This window comes from Thalassococcus halodurans (assembly GCF_900108225.1).
Taxonomy (GTDB): Bacteria; Pseudomonadota; Alphaproteobacteria; order Rhodobacterales; family Rhodobacteraceae; genus Thalassococcus; species Thalassococcus halodurans.
Genome location: NZ_FNUZ01000004.1, coordinates 52,794 through 71,451, shown reverse-complemented (window position 1 = coordinate 71,451; position 18,658 = coordinate 52,794). Strand labels below are relative to the sequence as shown.

General features: G+C 59.5%; 18 protein-coding genes, 2 tRNA genes and 1 riboswitch. Of the genes, 11 read left to right on the top strand and 9 right to left on the bottom strand.

All coding sequences use genetic code 11. From position 1 onward, the window contains the following. Positions 1-18: 18 nt before the first annotated feature. Positions 19-96, bottom strand: a riboswitch (SAM riboswitch). A 112-nt stretch (positions 97-208) separates the two neighbouring features. Further along, a complete protein-coding gene (locus C4S59_RS12840; protein ID WP_160006868.1) occupies positions 209-1,180 on the top strand; it encodes an alpha/beta fold hydrolase in 972 nt (323 codons plus the stop codon). A 35-nt stretch (positions 1,181-1,215) separates the two neighbouring features. Here the strand turns inward: C4S59_RS12840 and C4S59_RS12835 are convergent, their stop codons facing one another. From C4S59_RS12835 to C4S59_RS12815, 5 genes are all read right to left on the bottom strand, one after another. Then, entirely contained in the window at positions 1,216-3,630 is a 2,415-nt protein-coding gene (locus tag C4S59_RS12835; protein ID WP_103910930.1) for an ATP-dependent helicase, read from the bottom strand. 78 nt (positions 3,631-3,708) lie between these two features. Next, entirely contained in the window at positions 3,709-4,098 is a 390-nt protein-coding gene (locus tag C4S59_RS12830; RefSeq protein WP_103910929.1) for an MAPEG family protein, read from the bottom strand. Further along, the gene (locus tag C4S59_RS12825) at positions 4,098-4,487 is read right to left on the bottom strand and encodes a rhodanese-like domain-containing protein (protein WP_103910928.1); all 390 of its coding nucleotides are present in this window, start codon (positions 4,485-4,487) and stop codon (positions 4,098-4,100) included. Before C4S59_RS12825 ends, C4S59_RS12830 begins: the two co-directional genes overlap by 1 nt. A gap of 4 nt (positions 4,488-4,491) precedes the next feature. Next, the gene (locus C4S59_RS12820; protein ID WP_103910927.1) at positions 4,492-7,938 is read right to left on the bottom strand and encodes a pyruvate carboxylase; all 3,447 of its coding nucleotides are present in this window, start codon (positions 7,936-7,938) and stop codon (positions 4,492-4,494) included. Between the two features lie 88 nt (positions 7,939-8,026). Then, complete coding sequence (locus C4S59_RS12815; protein WP_103910926.1) at positions 8,027-9,184, bottom strand: alpha-hydroxy acid oxidase; 1,158 nt, start codon at positions 9,182-9,184, stop codon at positions 8,027-8,029. 170 nt (positions 9,185-9,354) lie between these two features. Between C4S59_RS12815 and C4S59_RS12810 the strand changes: the two genes are divergently transcribed. From C4S59_RS12810 to hisB, 3 genes are all read left to right on the top strand, one after another. After that, a tRNA-Gly gene (locus C4S59_RS12810) sits at positions 9,355-9,429 on the top strand. A 22-nt stretch (positions 9,430-9,451) separates the two neighbouring features. Further along, positions 9,452-9,526: transfer RNA gene (locus tag C4S59_RS12805), tRNA-Gly, on the top strand. Between the two features lie 224 nt (positions 9,527-9,750). Beyond that, on the top strand, positions 9,751-10,338 hold the full coding sequence (gene hisB / locus C4S59_RS12800) for an imidazoleglycerol-phosphate dehydratase HisB (RefSeq protein WP_103910925.1): 588 nt from the start codon (positions 9,751-9,753) through the stop codon (positions 10,336-10,338). Positions 10,339-10,342: 4 nt separating this feature from the next. Here hisB and C4S59_RS12795 read toward each other — a convergent pair whose 3' ends face one another. Continuing rightward, positions 10,343-10,951, bottom strand: a complete 609-nt coding sequence (locus C4S59_RS12795) for a DUF2306 domain-containing protein (RefSeq protein WP_103910924.1) — start codon at positions 10,949-10,951, stop codon at positions 10,343-10,345. A 99-nt stretch (positions 10,952-11,050) separates the two neighbouring features. Here C4S59_RS12795 and C4S59_RS12790 point away from each other — a divergent pair, with 99 nt between their 5' ends. The 3 genes from C4S59_RS12790 (at position 11,051) to C4S59_RS12780 (ending at position 12,818) form a co-directional block, all read left to right on the top strand. After that, entirely contained in the window at positions 11,051-11,632 is a 582-nt protein-coding gene (locus tag C4S59_RS12790) for a TetR/AcrR family transcriptional regulator (protein WP_103910923.1), read from the top strand. Between the two features lie 62 nt (positions 11,633-11,694). After that, on the top strand, positions 11,695-12,333 hold the full coding sequence (gene hisH, locus C4S59_RS12785) for an imidazole glycerol phosphate synthase subunit HisH (protein WP_103910922.1): 639 nt from the start codon (positions 11,695-11,697) through the stop codon (positions 12,331-12,333). Then, on the top strand, positions 12,321-12,818 hold the full coding sequence (locus C4S59_RS12780) for a GNAT family N-acetyltransferase (protein WP_103910921.1): 498 nt from the start codon (positions 12,321-12,323) through the stop codon (positions 12,816-12,818). Before hisH ends, C4S59_RS12780 begins: the two co-directional genes overlap by 13 nt. 93 nt (positions 12,819-12,911) lie before the next feature. On the opposite strand, the gene C4S59_RS12775 is transcribed toward C4S59_RS12780, so the two are convergent. Next, positions 12,912-13,298 (bottom strand): DUF2147 domain-containing protein, encoded by a 387-nt coding sequence (locus C4S59_RS12775; protein ID WP_103910920.1) that lies wholly within the window; start codon positions 13,296-13,298, stop codon positions 12,912-12,914. Between the two features lie 158 nt (positions 13,299-13,456). Between C4S59_RS12775 and hisA the strand changes: the two genes are divergently transcribed. The 4 genes from hisA to C4S59_RS12755 all read left to right on the top strand — a co-directional run bounded on the left by hisA (position 13,457) and on the right by C4S59_RS12755 (position 15,672). Next, on the top strand, positions 13,457-14,179 hold the full coding sequence (gene hisA, locus C4S59_RS12770; protein WP_103910919.1) for a 1-(5-phosphoribosyl)-5-[(5-phosphoribosylamino)methylideneamino]imidazole-4-carboxamide isomerase: 723 nt from the start codon (positions 13,457-13,459) through the stop codon (positions 14,177-14,179). A 119-nt stretch (positions 14,180-14,298) separates the two neighbouring features. Next, positions 14,299-14,592, top strand: a complete 294-nt coding sequence (locus C4S59_RS12765; protein WP_103910918.1) for a hypothetical protein — start codon at positions 14,299-14,301, stop codon at positions 14,590-14,592. Between the two features lie 4 nt (positions 14,593-14,596). After that, the gene (hisF, locus tag C4S59_RS12760) at positions 14,597-15,355 is read left to right on the top strand and encodes an imidazole glycerol phosphate synthase subunit HisF (RefSeq protein ID WP_103910917.1); all 759 of its coding nucleotides are present in this window, start codon (positions 14,597-14,599) and stop codon (positions 15,353-15,355) included. After that, entirely contained in the window at positions 15,352-15,672 is a 321-nt protein-coding gene (locus C4S59_RS12755; protein ID WP_103910916.1) for a phosphoribosyl-ATP diphosphatase, read from the top strand. The genes hisF and C4S59_RS12755 overlap by 4 nt, the downstream gene beginning before the upstream one ends. Positions 15,673-15,714: 42 nt before the next feature. Here the strand turns inward: C4S59_RS12755 and C4S59_RS12750 are convergent, their stop codons facing one another. Together C4S59_RS12750 and C4S59_RS12745 are read right to left on the bottom strand one after the other, a co-directional pair. After that, positions 15,715-16,182, bottom strand: a complete 468-nt coding sequence (locus C4S59_RS12750) for a CoA-binding protein (protein ID WP_103910915.1) — start codon at positions 16,180-16,182, stop codon at positions 15,715-15,717. 164 nt (positions 16,183-16,346) lie between these two features. Beyond that, positions 16,347-18,641: a xanthine dehydrogenase family protein molybdopterin-binding subunit gene (locus C4S59_RS12745; RefSeq protein WP_103910914.1), complete on the bottom strand. Its 2,295-nt coding sequence runs from the start codon at positions 18,639-18,641 to the stop codon at positions 16,347-16,349. Between the last annotated feature and the right edge of the window lie 17 nt (positions 18,642-18,658).

Below are 18,658 nucleotides of genomic sequence, written 5' to 3'. Positions count from 1 at the left end.
TCGCGGTCAAAGCGAAAGGGGCTCCCTCGTCTGACCTCTTTAGCGGCATTTTTAACGTGGCCCGCAATCCGGTAACAAATCGCCACGGGAAAGACGGCTAAGCTCAAAACCCTTTCAGGTCAACCCTGTCATCGCGCTGTCACGCAGCTTTCACGTAACCATCATGTCGGCACGCTACCTGCATCGTAAGATGCCAAGGAGGTCGACGATGCCTGTCCTGTTCATCACAGCCCAAGACGCATATCCCCGCGCGCACGGGACCAAAGGCGATTTGTGCACCCTGCTGCGAAGCCTGACAAAACCCGAAGACACCGGCAAGCCCGTGGTCATCATGGTGCACGGTTTCAAATACCAGCCCGGCAGCAAACATGGCTGTCCGCACAAGACAATCTTCTCCACCAACCCGCGCAAATACAAAAATAATCCGCGCATCATCAGCTGGCCACGGCACCTGCGCATGACACGGCGCAACGCGGGCCACGCGATCTCTTTCGGCTGGCCCGCGCGGGGCCACATCAGTCAGGTCTACCGCGATGCGGAAACCGCAGGACACGCGCTGGCGCATCTGATCACCCTGATCAAAGCCAAATGCCCCGACCGCCCGATCCACGCTGTCGGGCATTCCCTTGGCGCACGGGTCATCCTCTCCGCTCTCCGCCAACCCGACGCACAGCCCCTGACCCGCGCCATCCTGCTCGCCCCCGCCGAATTCACCAAAACCACCTATGATGCACTGAACTCCCCCGCCGGACGGCAGACGGACATGCTCGTGGTGACCAGCCGCGAAAACGATCTCTTCGATCTTCTGCTAGAAGTGTTCGTCAAACCGGCCTACCGCGGCGACCGCACCATCAGCCACAAAGGCATCACCGCCGCCAACGTACGAACGCTCCAGCTGGATCACATCGACAGCCTGAGCGCCCTCAAAGACGCAGGCTACCCGATCGAGCCTCCGAAAAACCGCATCTGCCATTGGTCGCCCTACCTGCGCCCGGGCGTCTTCCGGCTCTATCGCGCCTATCTGTCGGGAAAAATCACACTGACCGAACTGGGCACAATCCTTCCGGACAAGATGACCCCGCGCTGGTCCCGCCTTCTGCCGACGCTCTATGCCATCAAACAAAGGGCCCGGGGCAGACCAAACCGGAGCAAGCCTGCCAAAGGCGGGATTGCGACATGAACATGCGCGCGCGCCAGCGCGCACATCCGGATCACCTAGAACGGAACATCATCTGCGGCGCAAATGAACCGCGACACCACGCGCTTCACGCCCGCCTTATCGAAGGCAATCTCTAGCTTGTCGCCCTCGATCCCGATAATCTCGCCATAGCCGAACTTCTGGTGAAACACCCGCTCGCCCATCACATAAGATGACACCGCCGTCGCATCGATCACCTGATGGCGGGTTTCCTTGGGCTGGCTCATGGGCCGCTCGCTCGCCCGCTCCTGCAGCCGCTTCCAACCGGGCGAGTTATAGACGTTTGCCTCGGTCGCCCGCGTCTCGACGCCAGACGACATACCGCCCATCCCAGACGCAGCGCCATAGCCACCGCCATAAAGCCCCGGCGGCGTCAGCACATCCACATGCGCCTCGGGCAGCTCATCGATAAAGCGCGACGGCATCTGGCTTTGCCACTGGCCGAACACACGGCGGTTCGCAGCAAAGGAAATCGTGCAAACCTCCTCGGCCCGCGTGATCCCCACATAGGCCAGACGCCGCTCTTCCTCGAGCCCCTTAACCCCGCTTTCATCCATTGACCGCTGCGACGGGAAGAGCCCGTCTTCCCAACCGGGCAAGAACACCATCGGGAACTCGAGCCCCTTGGCCGCGTGCAGCGTCATAATCGACACTTTCGCGCCCGCGTCGTCGGTCTCGTTGTCCATGATCAGGCTGACATGCTCCAGAAACCCTTGCAGGTTTTCAAAGCTTTCCAGCGCCTTGACTAGTTCTTTCAGGTTTTCCAACCGTCCCGGCGCCTCGGGCGTTTTGTCGTTCTGCCACATGGTGGTGTAGCCGGATTCGTCCAGAATGATCTGCGCCAGCTCAACGTGGCTGACCTCGGGCTCGGACGCCAAAGGCTCGATCAGGTCATCAACCACCTCGTCGCTTTCTACCGTCACCACGTTGCGCGACATGCGCCCCCAGCGGGCCAGACCTACGACCAGTTCTTTCAGCGCCGCAGCGCCCTTGCCCTTGATCAGCCCCTGCTCGACCGCAATCGCCGCACCGTTCAACAGCGACACACCGTTTTCACGCGCCGCACGCTGGATTGTCTGCTGCGCCTTATCCCCCAACCCACGCTTGGGCGTGTTCACAATCCGCTCGAACGCCAGATCATCGTCGGGCGACACGACCAGCCGGAAATAGGCCATAGCATCGCGTATCTCCATCCGCTCATAAAAGCGCGGGCCGCCGATGACGCGATAGGGCAGTCCGATGGTCAGGAAACGGTCTTCGAACGCCCGCATCTGGTGCGACGCACGGACCAGAATGGCCATTTCATCCAGCGACATCGCCCGCACACCACGCGAACCAGACTGCGCAGACTCGATCTCTTCCCCGATCCAGCGTGCCTCTTCCTCGCCATCCCAATGGCCGATCAGACGAACCTTTTCGCCGTCCTGCACATCGGTCCACAGCTCTTTGCCCAACCGGTCCGAGTTGCCGGAAATCACACCGGACGCGGCCTTAAGGATATGGGGCGTCGAGCGATAGTTCTGCTCAAGCCGCACCACATGGGCACCCGGAAAATCCTTTTCAAACCGCAGGATGTTGCCCACTTCGGCCCCGCGCCAGCCATAGATCGACTGGTCGTCGTCGCCCACGCAACAGATGTTCTTATGAGACCCTGCCAAAAGACGCAGCCACAGATACTGGGCAACGTTCGTATCCTGATACTCGTCCACCAGAATATAGCGGAACCAGCGCTGGTATTGCTCCAACACGTCCTGATGGGTCTGGAAAATCGTGACCATGTGCAAAAGCAGGTCGCCAAAATCCACAGCGTTCAGCTCGCGCAGCCGGTTCTGGTATTCCAGATACAGCGACGGGCCTGCGTTGTTGAACGCATTGGCATCAGACGACGGCACCTTGTCCGGCGTCAACGCGCGATTTTTCCAACCGTCGATCACCCCCGCCAAATGCCGCGCAGGCCAGCGTTTGTCATCAATCCCGCGTGCCACGATCAACTGCTTGAGCAGACGCAACTGATCGTCAGTGTCCAGAATGGTGAAGTTCGACTTCAGCCCAACCAGTTCCGCATGTCGGCGCAGCAGTTTCACGCAGATCGAGTGGAACGTGCCCAACCAAGGCATCCCCTCGATCGCACCGCCTAGCATGCCGCCCACACGGTTTTTCATCTCGCGTGCAGCTTTGTTGGTGAATGTGACCGACAGAATCTCGTTCGGACGCGCCTTGCCTGTCGACAACAGATGCACGATCCGCGAAGTCAGCGCCTTTGTCTTGCCCGTACCGGCACCCGCCAGCATCAGCACCGGACCGTCCAGCGTTTCCACCGCTTCGCGCTGTGCCGGGTTCAGATCATCCAAATAGGGTGTCGGACGCGCCGCCATGGCGCGGGCGGACAAGGATGCGCCTTCGAAGGCGTCCATTTCATCAAAGCTGCTCATGGTCCTAAGAATAGCTCTGCCACGTCCGAAGATAAAGAGACGTTCGGCAAATGTTCTACACTATTCCAAAAGTCCCAATCATATCAAAGCATGCGCCAACAGGCCGACCGCGACCAGGCCTTGCATCAGATAGGTCAGGCCCATGCCCCCTGCCCGCAAAAGCATCTTCGGCGTCGGAGATGACAGTGCCGCCGCATGGGCCAGACGCCCCACCAACAGCATCATTCCCGCGCCATGAACCGCCACGGCAGGCGCGCCGCTCAGTTCCATCATCAGCATAAGGATCAGGCCGATGGGCGCGTTTTCGGCGCAATTCCCGTGGGCGCGAATCCGGCGCTCCAGAATGCGGTCGCCCCCATCGCCCAAATACACCTTGGCCGAACCACGCATCTGCACGACGCGATAGGACAACCAAAGATACAGTAATGTCAGCAGTGCTGCGTAAATCGGCGTGATTTCCAAGGTCATTACGGCCCCTCCACCGCGCCTCCCTCAAGAACCCAGTCGGAAAACCCGTCCTTCAGGTGCGACGCTTCAAAACCCATCTTCTGCAACTGAAACACAGCCAACGCCGAACGCCAACCAGAAGCACAGTGCAAAACGTATTCTTTCCCCTCTTGGGCAAAGACATCGCGGAAATAGGGGCTGTCTGGGTCAACCCAGAATTCCAGCATCCCGCGCGGGGCGTGCACAGAACCGGGAATCCACCCGGTTCTGTTGCGTTCGCGTACATCACGGATATCCACCACCACGACGTCGTCACGTTTGAACATCTCAAGCGCGTCCAGCGTGTCGACCTCGGGAATTTGCGACCGGGCTTCGGCCACCAATTCCGCGGCGGATATCCGCAGTTTCATGTGCTTAGGCCTCGTACTCGACCAGCAGGTCTTTCGCGTCGATCTGACCACCGGCTGTGACGTGAACCGCTTTGATGACGGCGTCACGTTCTGCATGCAGACCGGTTTCCATTTTCATCGCTTCGATCGTCAGCAGCAGATCGCCCTCTTTGACGGACTGACCAGCAGACACACCGACCGACGCCACAACACCCGGCATCGGCGCGCCGACGTGGTTGGGGTTGCCCATTTCCGCCTTGGGACGCGCCGCTGTCGTTGCCTTGACCTTACGGTTCGGCACACGGATCGACCGCGGCTGACCGTTCAGTTCAAAGAAAACCCGCACTTCGCCATCTTCGTTGGTTTCACTGGCCGCAATCATGCGGATTTCCAGCGTCTTACCAGGGTCGATTTCGGCAGTGATCTCTTCACCCGGCTCCATACCATAGAAGAACGTCCGTGTCGGCAGCGTGCGCACCGGACCATAGGTGTTGTGACGCTCCAGATAGTCGGTAAAGACCTTGGGATACATCAGGTAACCGTTCAGATCCTCGTCATCAATCTCGGCACCATCAAACTTGTCCGACAGTTCCTTGCGCGTGGCTTCCAGATCCTGCGCCTTCATGTGCTTGCCCGGACGATCCGTCATCGGCTTTTCGCCTTTCAGGATCTTCTTCTGGATCGCCTTCGGGAAACCACCCGGAGGCTGACCAAGGTTGCCGCGCATCATGTCGATCACCGAATCCGGGAAGGACACATCACGTTTCGGGTCTTCCACCTCAGAGCGCGTCAGGTTCTGGCTGACCATCATCAGCGCCATGTCACCCACAACCTTGGACGACGGGGTCACTTTGACGATGTCACCGAACATCTGGTTCACATCCGCATAGGTCTGCGCGACCTCGTGCCAGCGTTCTTCCAGACCCATCGAGCGCGCCTGCGCCTTGAGGTTGGTGAACTGGCCACCGGGCATTTCGTGCAGATAGACCTCGGACGCCGGTGCCTGAAGCGACGATTCGAACGCCGCGTATTGACCGCGCACCGCTTCCCAATAGTTGGAAATCTCGCGGATCGCACCGATGTCCAGACCGGTGTCACGCTCGGTAAAGCGCAGCGCCTCGACAATCGATCCCAGCGTCGGCTGCGATGTGTTACCCGACAGCGCGTCCATTGCAGCGTCGACGGCATCCACACCAGCCTCGGCTGCGGCCATGACGGTTGCAATCGCTGCACCGGACGTGTCGTGCGTGTGGAAGTGGATCGGCAGGCCGACCTCTTCTTTCAGGGCACGAACCAGCGGGCCAGCGGCGGCGGGCTTCAACAGACCGGCCATGTCCTTCAGACCCAAAACATGGGCACCTGCGTCACGCAGTTCTTTACCCATGTCGACGTAGTACTTCAGGTTATACTTCGCGCGGTCAGGATCGTTGATGTCGCCGGTATAGCAGATCGTGCCTTCACAGACCTTGCCGCTGTCGATCACGGCGTCCATCGCGACGCGCATGTTTTCCACCCAGTTCAGCGAGTCGAACACGCGGAACACGTCGACACCGGACTCAGCCGCCTGTTTGACGAAGAACTGCACCACGTTGTCGGGATAGTTCGTGTAGCCAACACCGTTCGATGCACGCAGCAACATCTGCGTCATCAGGTTCGGCATCTTTTCACGGATATCGCGCAGACGCTGCCACGGGCATTCCTGCAAGAAGCGGTAGGCCACATCGAACGTCGCCCCGCCCCAGCATTCGACCGAGAACAGCTGCGGCAGCTTTTCGGCATAGGCCGGCGCCACCTTGATCATGTCGATCGACCGCATCCGCGTCGCCAGCAAAGACTGGTGACCGTCGCGCATGGTGGTGTCGGTGATCAGAACCTGTTTCTGCGCCGCCATCCAGTCAGCAACCGCTTGCGGGCCTTTTTCCTCAAGCAGATTACGGGTGCCATAGGCCACCGGATCGGTCGAGGTTTTGGGCGCGCGCGCCGGTTTCAGATCGGGGTGCGGTTTCGCACGACCTTCGGTTTCGGGATGCCCGTTCACCGTGATGTCGGCGATATAGGTCAGAACCTTGGTGCCACGGTCCTTGCGCGGTTTGAAATCAAACAGCTCGGGCGTCTCGTCGATGAACTTGGTGTGGTACTGGTTCGACAGGAACGTCGGGTGCTTCAGCAGGTTCTCAACAAAGTTGATATTGGTCGACACGCCACGAATACGGAATTCGCGCAGCGCACGGTCCATCCGCGAGATCGCCTTTTCCGGCGTCTGCGCCCAAGCCGTCACCTTCACCAGAAGCGAGTCGTAGTAGCGCGTGATCACGCCGCCCGCATAGGCCGTGCCGCCGTCCAGACGAATGCCCATACCGGTCGCCGACCGATAGGCCGTGATGCGGCCATAGTCGGGGATAAAGTTATTCTGCGGGTCTTCTGTTGTGATCCGCGTCTGCAGCGCGTGGCCGTTCAGGCGGATGTCATACTGCGATGCCTTGCCTGTGGCCTCGGCCAGCGACTTGCCCTCGGCGATCAGGATCTGCGCCTGAACAATGTCGATGCCGGTGACTTCTTCGGTGACGGTGTGTTCCACCTGAACACGCGGGTTCACCTCGATGAAGTAGAACGCGCCTGTGTCCATATCCATCAGGAATTCGACTGTGCCTGCGCATTCATAGTTCACATGGGCACAGATTTTGCGGCCCAGCTCGCACAGCTCTTCCCGCTGCGCCTCGGACAGATACGGTGCGGGCGCGCGTTCAACGACCTTCTGGTTGCGGCGCTGAACAGAACAATCTCGTTCATACAGGTGATAGATATTGCCATGGCTGTCACCAAGGATCTGAACCTCGACGTGACGGGCGCGCATGATCATCTTTTCCAGATAACCTTCGCCGTTACCAAAGGCGGCCTCGGCCTCGCGGCGGCCTTCCATGACCTTTTCGGGCAGTTCCTTGGCATTCATGATCGGGCGCATACCGCGGCCACCACCACCCCACGACGCCTTAAGCATCAGCGGGAAGCCGATCTCTTCGGCCTCTTTTTTGATGGCTTCCATGTCATCGCCCAGAACCTCGGTCGCGGGGATGACAGGCACACCAGCCTCAATCGCAACCTTGCGGGCGCTGGCCTTATCGCCCAGCTGACGCATGGTTTTCGCCTTGGGACCAATAAAGGTTATGCCGTTCTTTTCGCAGGCATCTACGAATTCGGGGTTCTCAGACAGCAGGCCATAACCCGGATGGATCGCGTCCGCGCCGCTTTCCTTGGCCACGCGAATGATCTCGTCAATCGACAGATAGGCTGCAACGGGCCCCAGCCCCTCACCAATGCGGTACGCTTCGTCCGCTTTGAACCGGTGCAGGCCAAGTTTGTCTTCCTCGGCAAAAACGGCAACGGTCTTTTTCCCCATCTCGTTGGCCGCACGCATGATGCGGATCGCGATCTCGCCACGGTTGGCAATGAGGATCTTCTTGAAGTCGGTCATAAGGCTGGCTTCCTGATTAGTAACTTGGTGCAAGGTTATGCGGATTGTCACGGTGCAACAACTTGGCGAACCGGATAGTGACGGGCGCTCAAACGGGTGGGTTTCCACTCCCCGTTCTGAGAATTTTACCCCGCAATTCAGCGGGATGGATGGCGCCAAGCTGCCCCAGATTGGCGACCAAATCTTTGGTGAGAATATCGATCAGATGCTTTGGCCCCCGTCCCCCCAAAGCAGCCAGAGCATAGTGAAAACCACGCCCTAACATGCAGATGTCGGCACCCAAGGCGATTAGACGCAGAATATCAAGCCCCCCTGATATCGATCCATCAGCAATGATTGGCAAATTGGTAACATCACGAATTCTGGGTAGGACAGACGCCACCGAAGGCGCCCCGTCGAACTGCCGTCCGGCATGGTTCGACACCCAGATTGCGTCCACACCTGCGGCGTCAAGTCGCTGCGCATCCTCTGCGCGCATCACGCCTTTGACGACAAAGGGCCCATCCCAGTTGTCGCGCAGCCAATGCAAATAGTCCCAGTCGGGCGATGTCCGCAGCAAGTAGCCCACATGCGCCGTCGAGGACCGGCTCGACACATCCTGAACATAGGCATCCAGCGTCTTCATATGCGGCAACCCGTTTTGCGCCATCGCCATGGCCCAAGCCGGACGGCAAGCCACCTGCGCCAACAGACGCGCGTTCAGCTTCGGCGGCTGGGTCAGCCCACCGCGAATCTGCCGTTCGCGCCGCGACGCCACGGGAACATCCACTGTCAGAACCAATGTCGAAAAGCCCGACGTCTTGGCGCGATCCAGCAAATCCTTACGCGTGGCTTCATCGCGGGGCGGATAAAGCTGGAACCAGCCCTTGCCCCCCGTCAGCGGCCCCACCTCTTCCGGTGTGGCGGTGGCGACGGTGGACAGGCAATAAGGAATACCGGCAGCCGTGGCCGCGCGAGCAAGGATTCTCTCGGCCCCCGGCCAGACGAGGCCCGACATTCCAACCGGCGACACACCGAAGGGCAGTTTGTAGGAAGCGCCTAGAACATCCGTGGTCAGATCGGGCGTCTGTTCGCCATGCAAGATCGAGGGAAGAAAACACAAAGCATCCAGATCGGCACGATTGCGAACGTTGGTCTGTTCGTCGCCGGTCGATGAATCAAGAAAATCCCAAACAAATCGGGGAAGCCGCCGTTTTGCACGGCCGCGCAGGTCAGAGAGTGCCGGATAGAACTGATCTAGATCCATAAGCGCCCTTGTTAGCGTTAACATGCGCAATGTCCAGCCCCGTAAAAACCCACGATTACAGGCCCGCCGCTACGCCGCACCGCAGAAGTATAAAAATTCCGCGCAAAAGTCTTCACTTTTCTCTTGCAGCCCGTCGCGACACATCCTAAATCGCCTCCACCCAATGGTTAGCGGGCGTAGCTCAGGGGTAGAGCATAACCTTGCCAAGGTTAGGGTCGGGCGTTCGAATCGCCTCGCCCGCTCCAATTGGGACAGACATGATGGTTTGCGGGCGTAGCTCAGGGGTAGAGCATAACCTTGCCAAGGTTAGGGTCGGGCGTTCGAATCGCCTCGCCCGCTCCATCAGTCAGTCCTTTCCTACCAAATCCAGCGGCGCGCCTTCGGCGCACAGGCCTATCTCGGGCTAAAGCCCTTGGGATTGGTGCGCTTTGCTGACGTGTTCGCACCTCACCTACGCACACGCCGTTTGAAATCCGCATCACTTGGCGGCCCGCGTGAACGGCATGGCTTTCCCTGATCGCCCTGCCTGCCTATAAGCGCCCCGAGACAGACGAAGGATCGTTGACATGCGCAGCGCCAAGATCACGCGACAGACCGCTGAAACCGACATTTCGGTCGAGATCAATCTCGACGGGACGGGCAAGTACGACAACCAAACCGGTGTCGGCTTTTTCGACCACATGCTGGATCAGCTATCGCGCCACGCGCTGATCGATATGACCATCCGTGCCAAGGGTGATTACCACATCGACGACCACCACACCGTGGAGGACACCGGCATCGCGTTAGGTCAGGCCCTGACACAGGCATTGGGCGACAAGCGCGGCTTGCGTCGGTACGGCGAATGCCACCTGCCCATGGATGATGCGCAGGTGCGTTGCGCGCTGGACTTGTCCGGCCGCCCCTTCCTTGTGTGGAATGTCGACATGCCGACCGCAAAAATCGGCACTTTCGACACCGAGCTGGTGCGCGAATTTTTCCAAGCATTGTCGACACATGGCGGCATCACGCTGCACATCGACCAGCTGCACGGCTTCAACAGCCACCACATCGCCGAGGCCGCGTTCAAGGCCGTGGCCCGCGCGCTGCGGGTGGCACTTGAAACCGACCCGCGCACGGCCGACGCGATCCCGTCGACCAAGGGCGCGCTGTAACGCCTCAGGCGGTCCGAAGTCGGGCCGCCCCTTTCCGCCAGAGTATCCACTCAGCGATCAGCGCATTCGGCACCCAGCAGAGCCACGACACGATCAGGTATCCGGTCTCGAACCCGAACCCCATCGCAAGAAACGGCAAATAAACCCGCAATGTCACCGCCGCCAGCGTCAGCGCGGCTGATCGGATCATCCAGCGCCGGTGCTCTGCGATCCGTCCCAACATGGCAAGCCGCACCGCCTGCACCGTGACCGCAATCCAAAGCACGGCCAGAATACCAAAGGCCACGCCTGCCACCGGTCCGGCGCGGGTCCCGCTGGCAAGGACAAGCGCGGCCACACCCGACACAACGATCAGCAGCACATACAGCCGTCCGAACCAACGGTGCAGCGCTGGCCTGCGCGCACGTAACCCCTGCCAGAACTGAAACGGCAAAAGCGCCAGCACCACAGGCGCGAGGCCGATATGTAGGTACAGCGCCAACTTCTGTGTCTCAGGGAAATGCGCCATGGCCGGCATCGAGGCCTCGACCCCGAACACCAAAAACCGCCACGACACCAGCGCCACGCCCAGCGACAGGATCCAGAACATCGAAATTCGCGCCCGCTCTAACATTCTCAATCTCCTTCAATCGAATCTTTACAGTGTAAACTTGACACCGTCATAATGGAGAAGACTTGACGCCGTCAAGTTTGCTGATTTATTCCCGCCCCCATGGAATTGACCAAAGACAAATCCCGCCACCATCACGGAAACCTGCATGCCGCGCTGGTCGAAGCGGGGATCGATATCCTGCGCAGCAGCGGTCTTGATGCGCTTTCGCTGCGCAAATGCGCGGCACTTGCCGGCGTCTCTCACGCGGCCCCCGCCCATCACTTCGGAAATCTCGAAGGGCTGAAATGGGCCATCGCAGAAGAGGCCTTTGCGCGGTTTTCCGAATTTATGCGCACCCACGCCGCAGCCGCTGATGACACGGCACATGGGCGGCTTTTGGGTATTTGTCGCGGCTATCTCGCCTTCGCCCGCGCCGAACCTGCGCTCTACGAGATGATCTTTTGCCTTCAGCGCAAGGACCCGGAGTCAAAGCGCGACGCGTCAACGTCTTACAGCATTCTGCGCGACACCTGCGCCCCCTTTGTCCCGCCCGGCACCGACCCTGTGATCATCGAAACCCAGGTCTGGTCCCTTGTTCACGGCTTTGCGCTTTTGGAACTGCACGGACGGCTCGGGGACACGCCTCCGCCGGATGATGCGATCCTTGCTCTTCTGCGGCATATCGGCCAAGAGCCTGCTTGACGCCGCCCCCGTTTCGCGCGACCCAAGCGGCAAAAGACACCCGCCCCCAAAGGAGGCTCCGCATGCTCACTGCGATCATCGACTACGAAAGCGGCAACCTGCACTCCGCCGACAAAGCCTTTCGCCGTATGGCGGATGAGGTCGGCGCGGGCGATGTGATCGTGACGTCGGACGCCGATGTTGTGGCTCGGGCCGATCATCTGGTCCTGCCGGGTGACGGCGCCTTCCCTGCCTGCGCTGAGGCGTTGAAAGGCTCGGGCGGTTTGTTCGACGCGATGGTTGAGGCGGTCGAAACGCGCGGCGTACCGTTTCTGGGCATTTGCGTCGGCATGCAGCTAATGGCCCGCAAAGGGCACGAATACCGCGAAACAGACGGGCTCGGCTGGATCGATGGCGAGGTCGAAAAAATCGCCCCCACTGATCCAACCCTGAAAGTGCCGCACATGGGCTGGAATGATCTGGTGATCGAACAGGCGCACCCCGTTCTGGACGGAGTCAAAACCGGCGAACACGCCTATTTTGTCCATTCCTATCAAATGCATATGACCGATCTGTCGCAGCGCATCGCGCATGTGGACTATGGCGGCGACATCACCGCGATTGTCGGCACGGGCAACCGCGTGGGCTTTCAATTCCACCCGGAAAAAAGCGCGGAAACCGGCCTGCGGATGATCGCAAACTTCCTGACATGGAAGCCGTAATCACGCTGATGCCCCTGCCCCGCGCGGATGTGGAGCAGGTCTATCACCTTCAGCTTCCCGAAGATCAGTTGCGCTTTGGCGGCCGGATCGAAGAGGTCACGGCCGAGGTTGAACCGGAGTGCGATTATCACTGCGCTGTGGCCGGTGACGAAATCGTCGGGTTCTTCAAGCTGGATCGCGGTTATCACCTGCGTGTGCCGACAGCGCCTTTGGCCCAATGCGGCTATGAGGACGGCGACCTTGGTTTGCGGATGGTGATTGTCGGACAGCAGTTTCAGGGCAAAGGATACGGCAAGGCGCTGATGGCGGCGCTGCCGGAATATATACTTTCAGTATACAAAGCTAAACGTGCTTTCCTGACGGTGAATTTCGAAAACCCGCGCGCCAAGCATGTGTATCTCGCGAACGGATGGACCGACACGGAGCTGGTCTACAAAGACGGTGGAGCTGGCCCGCAACATATTCTGAAGCTTGAAATACTTTGAGTATACTGACGCTAATGCCGCGCTAATAGCCCAAAGAAAAACGCGCGCCGTTTGCTCGACGCGCGTTCTTGCCTGGGAATCTTGCAGTCGTGATCAGTTCACGCGGGTCCAGTTCTGGCTGGAACACAGCAGGCCACCAGCCACACAGCCCTGAAGCTTCAGTTTGTTGCCGCTCAGCGTCATTTTACCCATGTAGATTTTGTTGTTCGAAGGACGCCAGACTTTGCCTTCGTATTTGCCGCCACCTTGGGGTTCCATGTTGATCACCAGAACCTTGCCAAGGTTGGGCGACTGGTATTCACCCGACGAATTGAACGTCTTGTCGATTGTCCCGCAGATTTTGTCGCCGCAGGATTTCAGACCGATGTGGGCGTAAGAGCCGTCATCCACTTCGGTTTTCCACGTGCCTTTGATCGGGTCCGCCGTTGCCGCAGACGCCGCAAGCACAAGGCCCATCACGATGCCCAGAAACTTCTTCATGTTGGTTCTCCTCCCAAAACTGTAAAAAGTCTGATCCAAACAGGGCTTTCAAATCAAGCTTGACGCTAGGTCGCCCATGGCCGTTCTGACGCAAGGTCGCGTTGCATATCTGGCTGTCCCGTGCAAAAGAGCGGCCAAGTTTTAAAAGGGCCCGCGCTATGATCCTCTATCCTGCTATTGACCTTAAAGACGGCCAAGCCGTGCGCCTTTTGCGTGGCGACATGGAAAAATCGACCGTTTTTAACGATAAACCCGCAGATCAGGCGAAATCCTTTGTGGATGCGGGCTGTGAATGGCTGCATCTGGTCGATCTGAACGGCGCTTTCGCGGGCGAGCCTGTGAATGGCGCCGCGGTTGAGGCCATTCTGGCCGCCTGCCCCGGTGTTCCGGCGCAATTGGGCGGCGGAATCCGGGACATGGCGACGATCGAGGCATGGATCGAAAAAGGCCTGCAGCGCGTCATTCTTGGCACCGTGGCCGTCGAAAACCCTGATCTGGTGCGCGAAGCGGCCAAGGCGTTCCCCGGTCACGTGGCTGTGGGCATCGACGCCCGCAACGGCAAAGTGGCGACCAAAGGCTGGGCCGAGGAAACCGATGTGATGGTGACCGATCTGGCAAAAAGCTTTGAAGACGCTGGCGTTTCCGCGATCATCTACACCGACATCAACCGCGACGGCGCGATGGGTGGCCCGAACATCGAGGCGACCGAGGCATTGGCCCGCGCCGTGTCGATCCCTGTCATCGCATCGGGCGGTGTATCGTCCCTCGCCGATCTGACCGCGCTGCGCGACACAGGTGTGATCGCTGGCGCGATCTCGGGCCGTGCGCTTTATGATGGTGCGATTGATCTGGCCGAGGCGCTGGCGCTGCTGAAAGGCTGATCGCCCTCCAAAATCTGGATTTTGCATGCGAATCGGATCACTCTGGTTCGCATGTTTTTTATTTATACTTTTGAATTCTCAGGGCGCCCGACGTGCGCCGTAAATCGGAAGACAGCCACATGAGGCGCATTTACTGGATTCTTCCCGTTGTCATTCTGATCTGCCTGATCCCTGTCTTTCTTGTGTATTGGTCCAGCTGGTTCGCCGCACGTCATGGGTGCGTCCTGCACGAAGGCTGGACGAACCCTTGTATCGTTGACGGCCACGACTGGGGCGGCACCTTATCCAGCGCCTTTGTATCGGGATGGTTTGCATTGGCGACACTGCCCGTGGCCTTTGGATGCGTCTTGGTGCTGGCTGTTCTTGCGCTTACCGATCTCAGCAGGCATATCCGGTCACGAAAAAAGGACTGAGCCTATGCTGAAAACCCGGATCATCCCCTGCCTTGATGTGGCCGAAGGCCGCGTGGTCAAAGGCGTGAACTTTGTCGATCTGGTGGATGCAGGCGATCCTGTGGATGCGGCGCGCGCCTATGATGCCGCTGGCGCAGACGAGATTTGTTTTCTCGACATCACCGCAACCCACGAAAACCGCGACACCATGTATGATGTGGTCACCCGCACGGCGGAACAGTGCTTTATCCCGCTGACCGTGGGCGGTGGCGTGCGCACCGTGAAAGACGTGCGCAACCTGCTGTTGGCCGGTGCCGATAAGGTCAGCTTCAACTCTGCCGCGGTGGCCAACCCCGATGTGGTGGCCGAAGCCGCCGACCAGTTCGGCAGCCAGTGCATCGTTGTGGCGATTGATGCGAAAACCGTGGCGCCTGGTAAGTGGGAGATTTTCACCCACGGCGGTCGCCGCGAAACCGGCATAGATGCGGTCGAATTTGCCAAGCTGATGGCGGAAAAAGGTGCAGGTGAAATCCTGCTGACCTCGATGGATCGCGACGGCACGCGGGCGGGCTTTAACCTGCCGCTGACCCGCGCGATTTCCGATGCGGTTCCGGTGCCTGTCATTGCTTCGGGCGGTGTGGGCAACCTTGACCACCTTGTTGACGGCGTCACCAAAGGCGGCGCAAGCGCGGTACTGGCCGCGTCGATTTTCCATTTCGGCGACCACACCATCGCCGAGGCCAAAGCCCACATGGCCAATGCGGGCATTCCGGTGCGGCTATGAGCTTTTCCCTGACAGACCTAGAGGCGATCATCGCAGATCGCGCAGCCGCCAGCGCAGACGAAAGCTGGACCGCGAAACTGTTGGCCAAAGGCCCTGAGAAATGCGCCGAGAAATTCGGGGAAGAGGCGGTTGAGGCCGTGATCGAAGCGGTCAAGAACGACAAGGCGGGCCTGACAAGCGAGGCAGCAGATGTGTTGTTTCACCTGCTGGTCATGCTGAAATCCCGCGATGTGGCGCTGGCCGATGTGCTGGCCGAACTGGAACGCCGCCAGTCGCAATCGGGGCTTGCCGAAAAGGCGTCGCGCCCGGCATCCTAGGCTGCGCCGCCTCCGGCAGAGGTATTTTGGGACAGAAAATACCTACAGCTTCGATGAAATCACGCCCGTATTGAATCCGCCCATGCGCAACTCGCCGAACAGGCGCTGGTATTCGATTTTCGGGCAGCGGTTCATCACCACATCCACACCACGCGCTTCTGCCACGGCGGCAGCCTCGGGGTTTTCCACGCCGATTTGCATCCAGATGGTTTGCAGGTCGGGAAACTTTTCCAGCGCCTCGTCTACGATGGGGGGCACCGCTTCGGATTTACGGAAGATATCGACCATATCGACGGGGCGATCAATCTCGGACAGCGACGCGCGGATGGTCTGACCGAACAGCATTTTGCCCGCGTGACCGGGGTTCACCGGAATGACGGTAAATCCTTTCAGCGACAGGTAGCGCGCCACGAAATAAGACGGGCGGACAGAGTTTGTCGATACCCCCACAACGGCAATCGTTTTGGTGCGGCCGAGGATCTTTTTCAGATAGTCGTCACTGTAGGTCATTGGTTTCCTCACAAAAAAAGGCGCCCGAATCCATGTCGGGCGCCAGGTTCGGAACGAGGGACAGTGAAGGTTTCACAGGGGTTCCGGCCCTGCGATCCTGTCAAAGAGATGGGGTTTTCCATGGATTTTTAAACCCTGCTCAAGAAAGCGTGAGACCAAACCGCCTATTCGGCGGCGGTTTTCTGCCCGTTCAGCATGTCCCAGACACGGAACGGCGTGAACGGCATATCGGCCTGACGCACCCCGCGATCCCACAGCGCATCCTGCACCGCGTTGGACACAGCCGCCATCGATCCCACTGTGCCCGCCTCGCCGCAGCCCTTCATGCCCAGAACGTTCGCTGTTGATGGCACCGCTTCGGTCGTAAAGCTGAACATCGGTACGTCTTTGGCGCGCGGCATGGCGTAGTCCATAAAGCTCGCGCTTAGTAGCTGGCCGGTTTCGTCATAAACCACTTGTTCCCACAGCGCCTGACCGACGCCTTGGACAACACCGCCGTGCACCTGACCTTCAACCAGCATCGGGTTCACAAGGTTTCCGAAGTCATCGACAATCGAATACCGATCCAGCGTGACATGGCCTGTGTCGGGATCAATCTCGACCTCGGCCACATGGGCACCGTTCGGGAAAGACCGCGCCTCTAGCTGGGCATAGGCGGAATGGGTCAGCAGATCATCGCGGCCCTTTTCGCGGGCAAGCTCTGCGACCTCGAGCATGGTGGGCGACAGGTTCGATCCGTCCGCACGGAAGCGTTCGTCGTCGAAATAGATCTCGGACGCAGGCACACCCATTTCATCAGACAGGAAATCGCTGAATGCCTCGACAATGCCAGCGACCGCTTTCAGCGTGACGTTGGCCTGCACTGTGACAGACCGCGACCCACCTGTGCCGCCGCCTTTGGAAATCAGGTCACTGTCGCCCTGCACCACTTTGATCTTTTCAAACGGGATGCCCGTCTGATCCGACAGGAACTGGGCAAAGACCGTTTCGTGCCCCTGCCCGTTCGACTGGGTGCCGACATAGATGATTGCGCCATCTTCCGTGAACTCGATCCTCACGTCTTCATCCGACGCACCAAGGATCGATTCAATGTAGTAACACAGCCCCTGCCCGCGCAGTTTGCCCTGCGCTTCGCTGGCGGCACGACGCGCGGCAAAGCCTGTCCGGTCCGAGGTTTCCTCAACCCGTGCCAGAACGCGCTTGAAATCGCCCACGTCATAGGTTTCGCCCGACACCGTATCGTAGGGGAACTGGTCTACGGCGATAAAGTTACGGCGTCGAAGCTCCCACGGGTCGACGTTCAACTCGCGCGCGGCGCGGTCCATTATCCGTTCCAGAAGATAGTTCGCCTCGGGGCGGCCCGCGCCGCGATAGGCATCGACCTGTGTGGTGTTGGTGAAGATACCTTCGCTACGCAGGTATGCATTTTTGCAGTCATAGACGCCGGTCAGTACGCGGGCGAATAGGAACGTCTGCATCAGTGGCCCGAATTGCGACAGATAGGCCCCCAGATTGCTGCGTGTGTGTACACGGTAGCCCAGAATGCGCAGGTCTTCGTCAAAGGCCAATTCCGCCAGCGACACCAGATCGCGGCCGGCGTTGTCTGTCAGCATGCCTTCGCCGCGCTCCGCCATCCAGCGCAGTGGTTTGCCCAACACGCGTGCGGCCTGACCGATGGCAAAATATTCGGGGTAGGTCATGGATTTCGTGCCGAACCCGCCGCCCACGTCAGGCGTGGTCACATGCACGGCCTCGGGATCAAGGTTCAGGATACGCGACAATTGGGTTTTGAAGTTCCACACCCCCTGCCCGTTGATCCCCATGTGCAGGCGTTCCCCATCCCAAATGGCCGTACAGGCGCGGGTTTCCATCGGGTTCGAGATGATGCGGTTATCGCCCACCTCAAGCGACACGACATGCGCCGCCTTGGCAAAGGCCGCATCGGTCCCGTCCTTGTCGCCCAAGGCGTAATCAAAGGCGCGGTTGTCGGGCACTTCGTCATGGATGGGGTCGCCGCCTGCCTGCAGGTCCAGATGGACGGGGCGGTCTTCGATATCGCATTCGATCAGTTCGATGGCGTCTTTGGCGGCGTTGATGCTGTCGGCCACCACCAGCGCGATGGGTTCGCCCACAAACCGCACGCGGCCCTCGGCCAGCACAGGGCGGCGGGGTGTCGGGCCTGTTGTGCCGTCGTGGTTGGGCACCATCGAGGTGACCAAGCCTTTGGTCACACCGGCCTCAGCCAGATCATCAGCGGTCAGAACCAGATGCACGCCATCAGCCGCGCGGGCCTCGGACACGTCCAGCGACGTGATGTCCCCATGCGCCACGGACGACCGGAAAAACACGCAATGCAGTGCGTTTTGATCGGCGATGTCGTCGATGTAACGCCCTTCGCCTTTAAGAAAGCGGATGTCTTCCACCCGTTTGACCGGTTGGCTTTTGCCGAACTTTTCCATGATTGTCCCTGTTAGCT

What these genes read in the sequence shown, in the direction of transcription:
- C4S59_RS12840 (WP_160006868.1), top strand. Translation starts at nt 209, where the DNA reads ATGCCTGTCCTGTTCATCACAGCCCAAGACGCATATCCCCGCGCGCAC.
- C4S59_RS12835 (WP_103910930.1), bottom strand. Translation starts at nt 3,630, where the DNA reads ATGAGCAGCTTTGATGAAATGGACGCCTTCGAAGGCGCATCCTTGTCC.
- C4S59_RS12830 (WP_103910929.1), bottom strand. Translation starts at nt 4,098, where the DNA reads ATGACCTTGGAAATCACGCCGATTTACGCAGCACTGCTGACATTACTG.
- C4S59_RS12825 (WP_103910928.1), bottom strand. Translation starts at nt 4,487, where the DNA reads ATGAAACTGCGGATATCCGCCGCGGAATTGGTGGCCGAAGCCCGGTCG.
- C4S59_RS12820 (WP_103910927.1), bottom strand. Translation starts at nt 7,938, where the DNA reads ATGACCGACTTCAAGAAGATCCTCATTGCCAACCGTGGCGAGATCGCG.
- C4S59_RS12815 (WP_103910926.1), bottom strand. Translation starts at nt 9,184, where the DNA reads ATGGATCTAGATCAGTTCTATCCGGCACTCTCTGACCTGCGCGGCCGT.
- hisB (WP_103910925.1), top strand. Translation starts at nt 9,751, where the DNA reads ATGCGCAGCGCCAAGATCACGCGACAGACCGCTGAAACCGACATTTCG.
- C4S59_RS12795 (WP_103910924.1), bottom strand. Translation starts at nt 10,951, where the DNA reads ATGTTAGAGCGGGCGCGAATTTCGATGTTCTGGATCCTGTCGCTGGGC.
- C4S59_RS12790 (WP_103910923.1), top strand. Translation starts at nt 11,051, where the DNA reads ATGGAATTGACCAAAGACAAATCCCGCCACCATCACGGAAACCTGCAT.
- hisH (WP_103910922.1), top strand. Translation starts at nt 11,695, where the DNA reads ATGCTCACTGCGATCATCGACTACGAAAGCGGCAACCTGCACTCCGCC.
- C4S59_RS12780 (WP_103910921.1), top strand. Translation starts at nt 12,321, where the DNA reads ATGGAAGCCGTAATCACGCTGATGCCCCTGCCCCGCGCGGATGTGGAG.
- C4S59_RS12775 (WP_103910920.1), bottom strand. Translation starts at nt 13,298, where the DNA reads ATGAAGAAGTTTCTGGGCATCGTGATGGGCCTTGTGCTTGCGGCGTCT.
- hisA (WP_103910919.1), top strand. Translation starts at nt 13,457, where the DNA reads ATGATCCTCTATCCTGCTATTGACCTTAAAGACGGCCAAGCCGTGCGC.
- C4S59_RS12765 (WP_103910918.1), top strand. Translation starts at nt 14,299, where the DNA reads ATGAGGCGCATTTACTGGATTCTTCCCGTTGTCATTCTGATCTGCCTG.
- hisF (WP_103910917.1), top strand. Translation starts at nt 14,597, where the DNA reads ATGCTGAAAACCCGGATCATCCCCTGCCTTGATGTGGCCGAAGGCCGC.
- C4S59_RS12755 (WP_103910916.1), top strand. Translation starts at nt 15,352, where the DNA reads ATGAGCTTTTCCCTGACAGACCTAGAGGCGATCATCGCAGATCGCGCA.
- C4S59_RS12750 (WP_103910915.1), bottom strand. Translation starts at nt 16,182, where the DNA reads ATGACCTACAGTGACGACTATCTGAAAAAGATCCTCGGCCGCACCAAA.
- C4S59_RS12745 (WP_103910914.1), bottom strand. Translation starts at nt 18,641, where the DNA reads ATGGAAAAGTTCGGCAAAAGCCAACCGGTCAAACGGGTGGAAGACATC.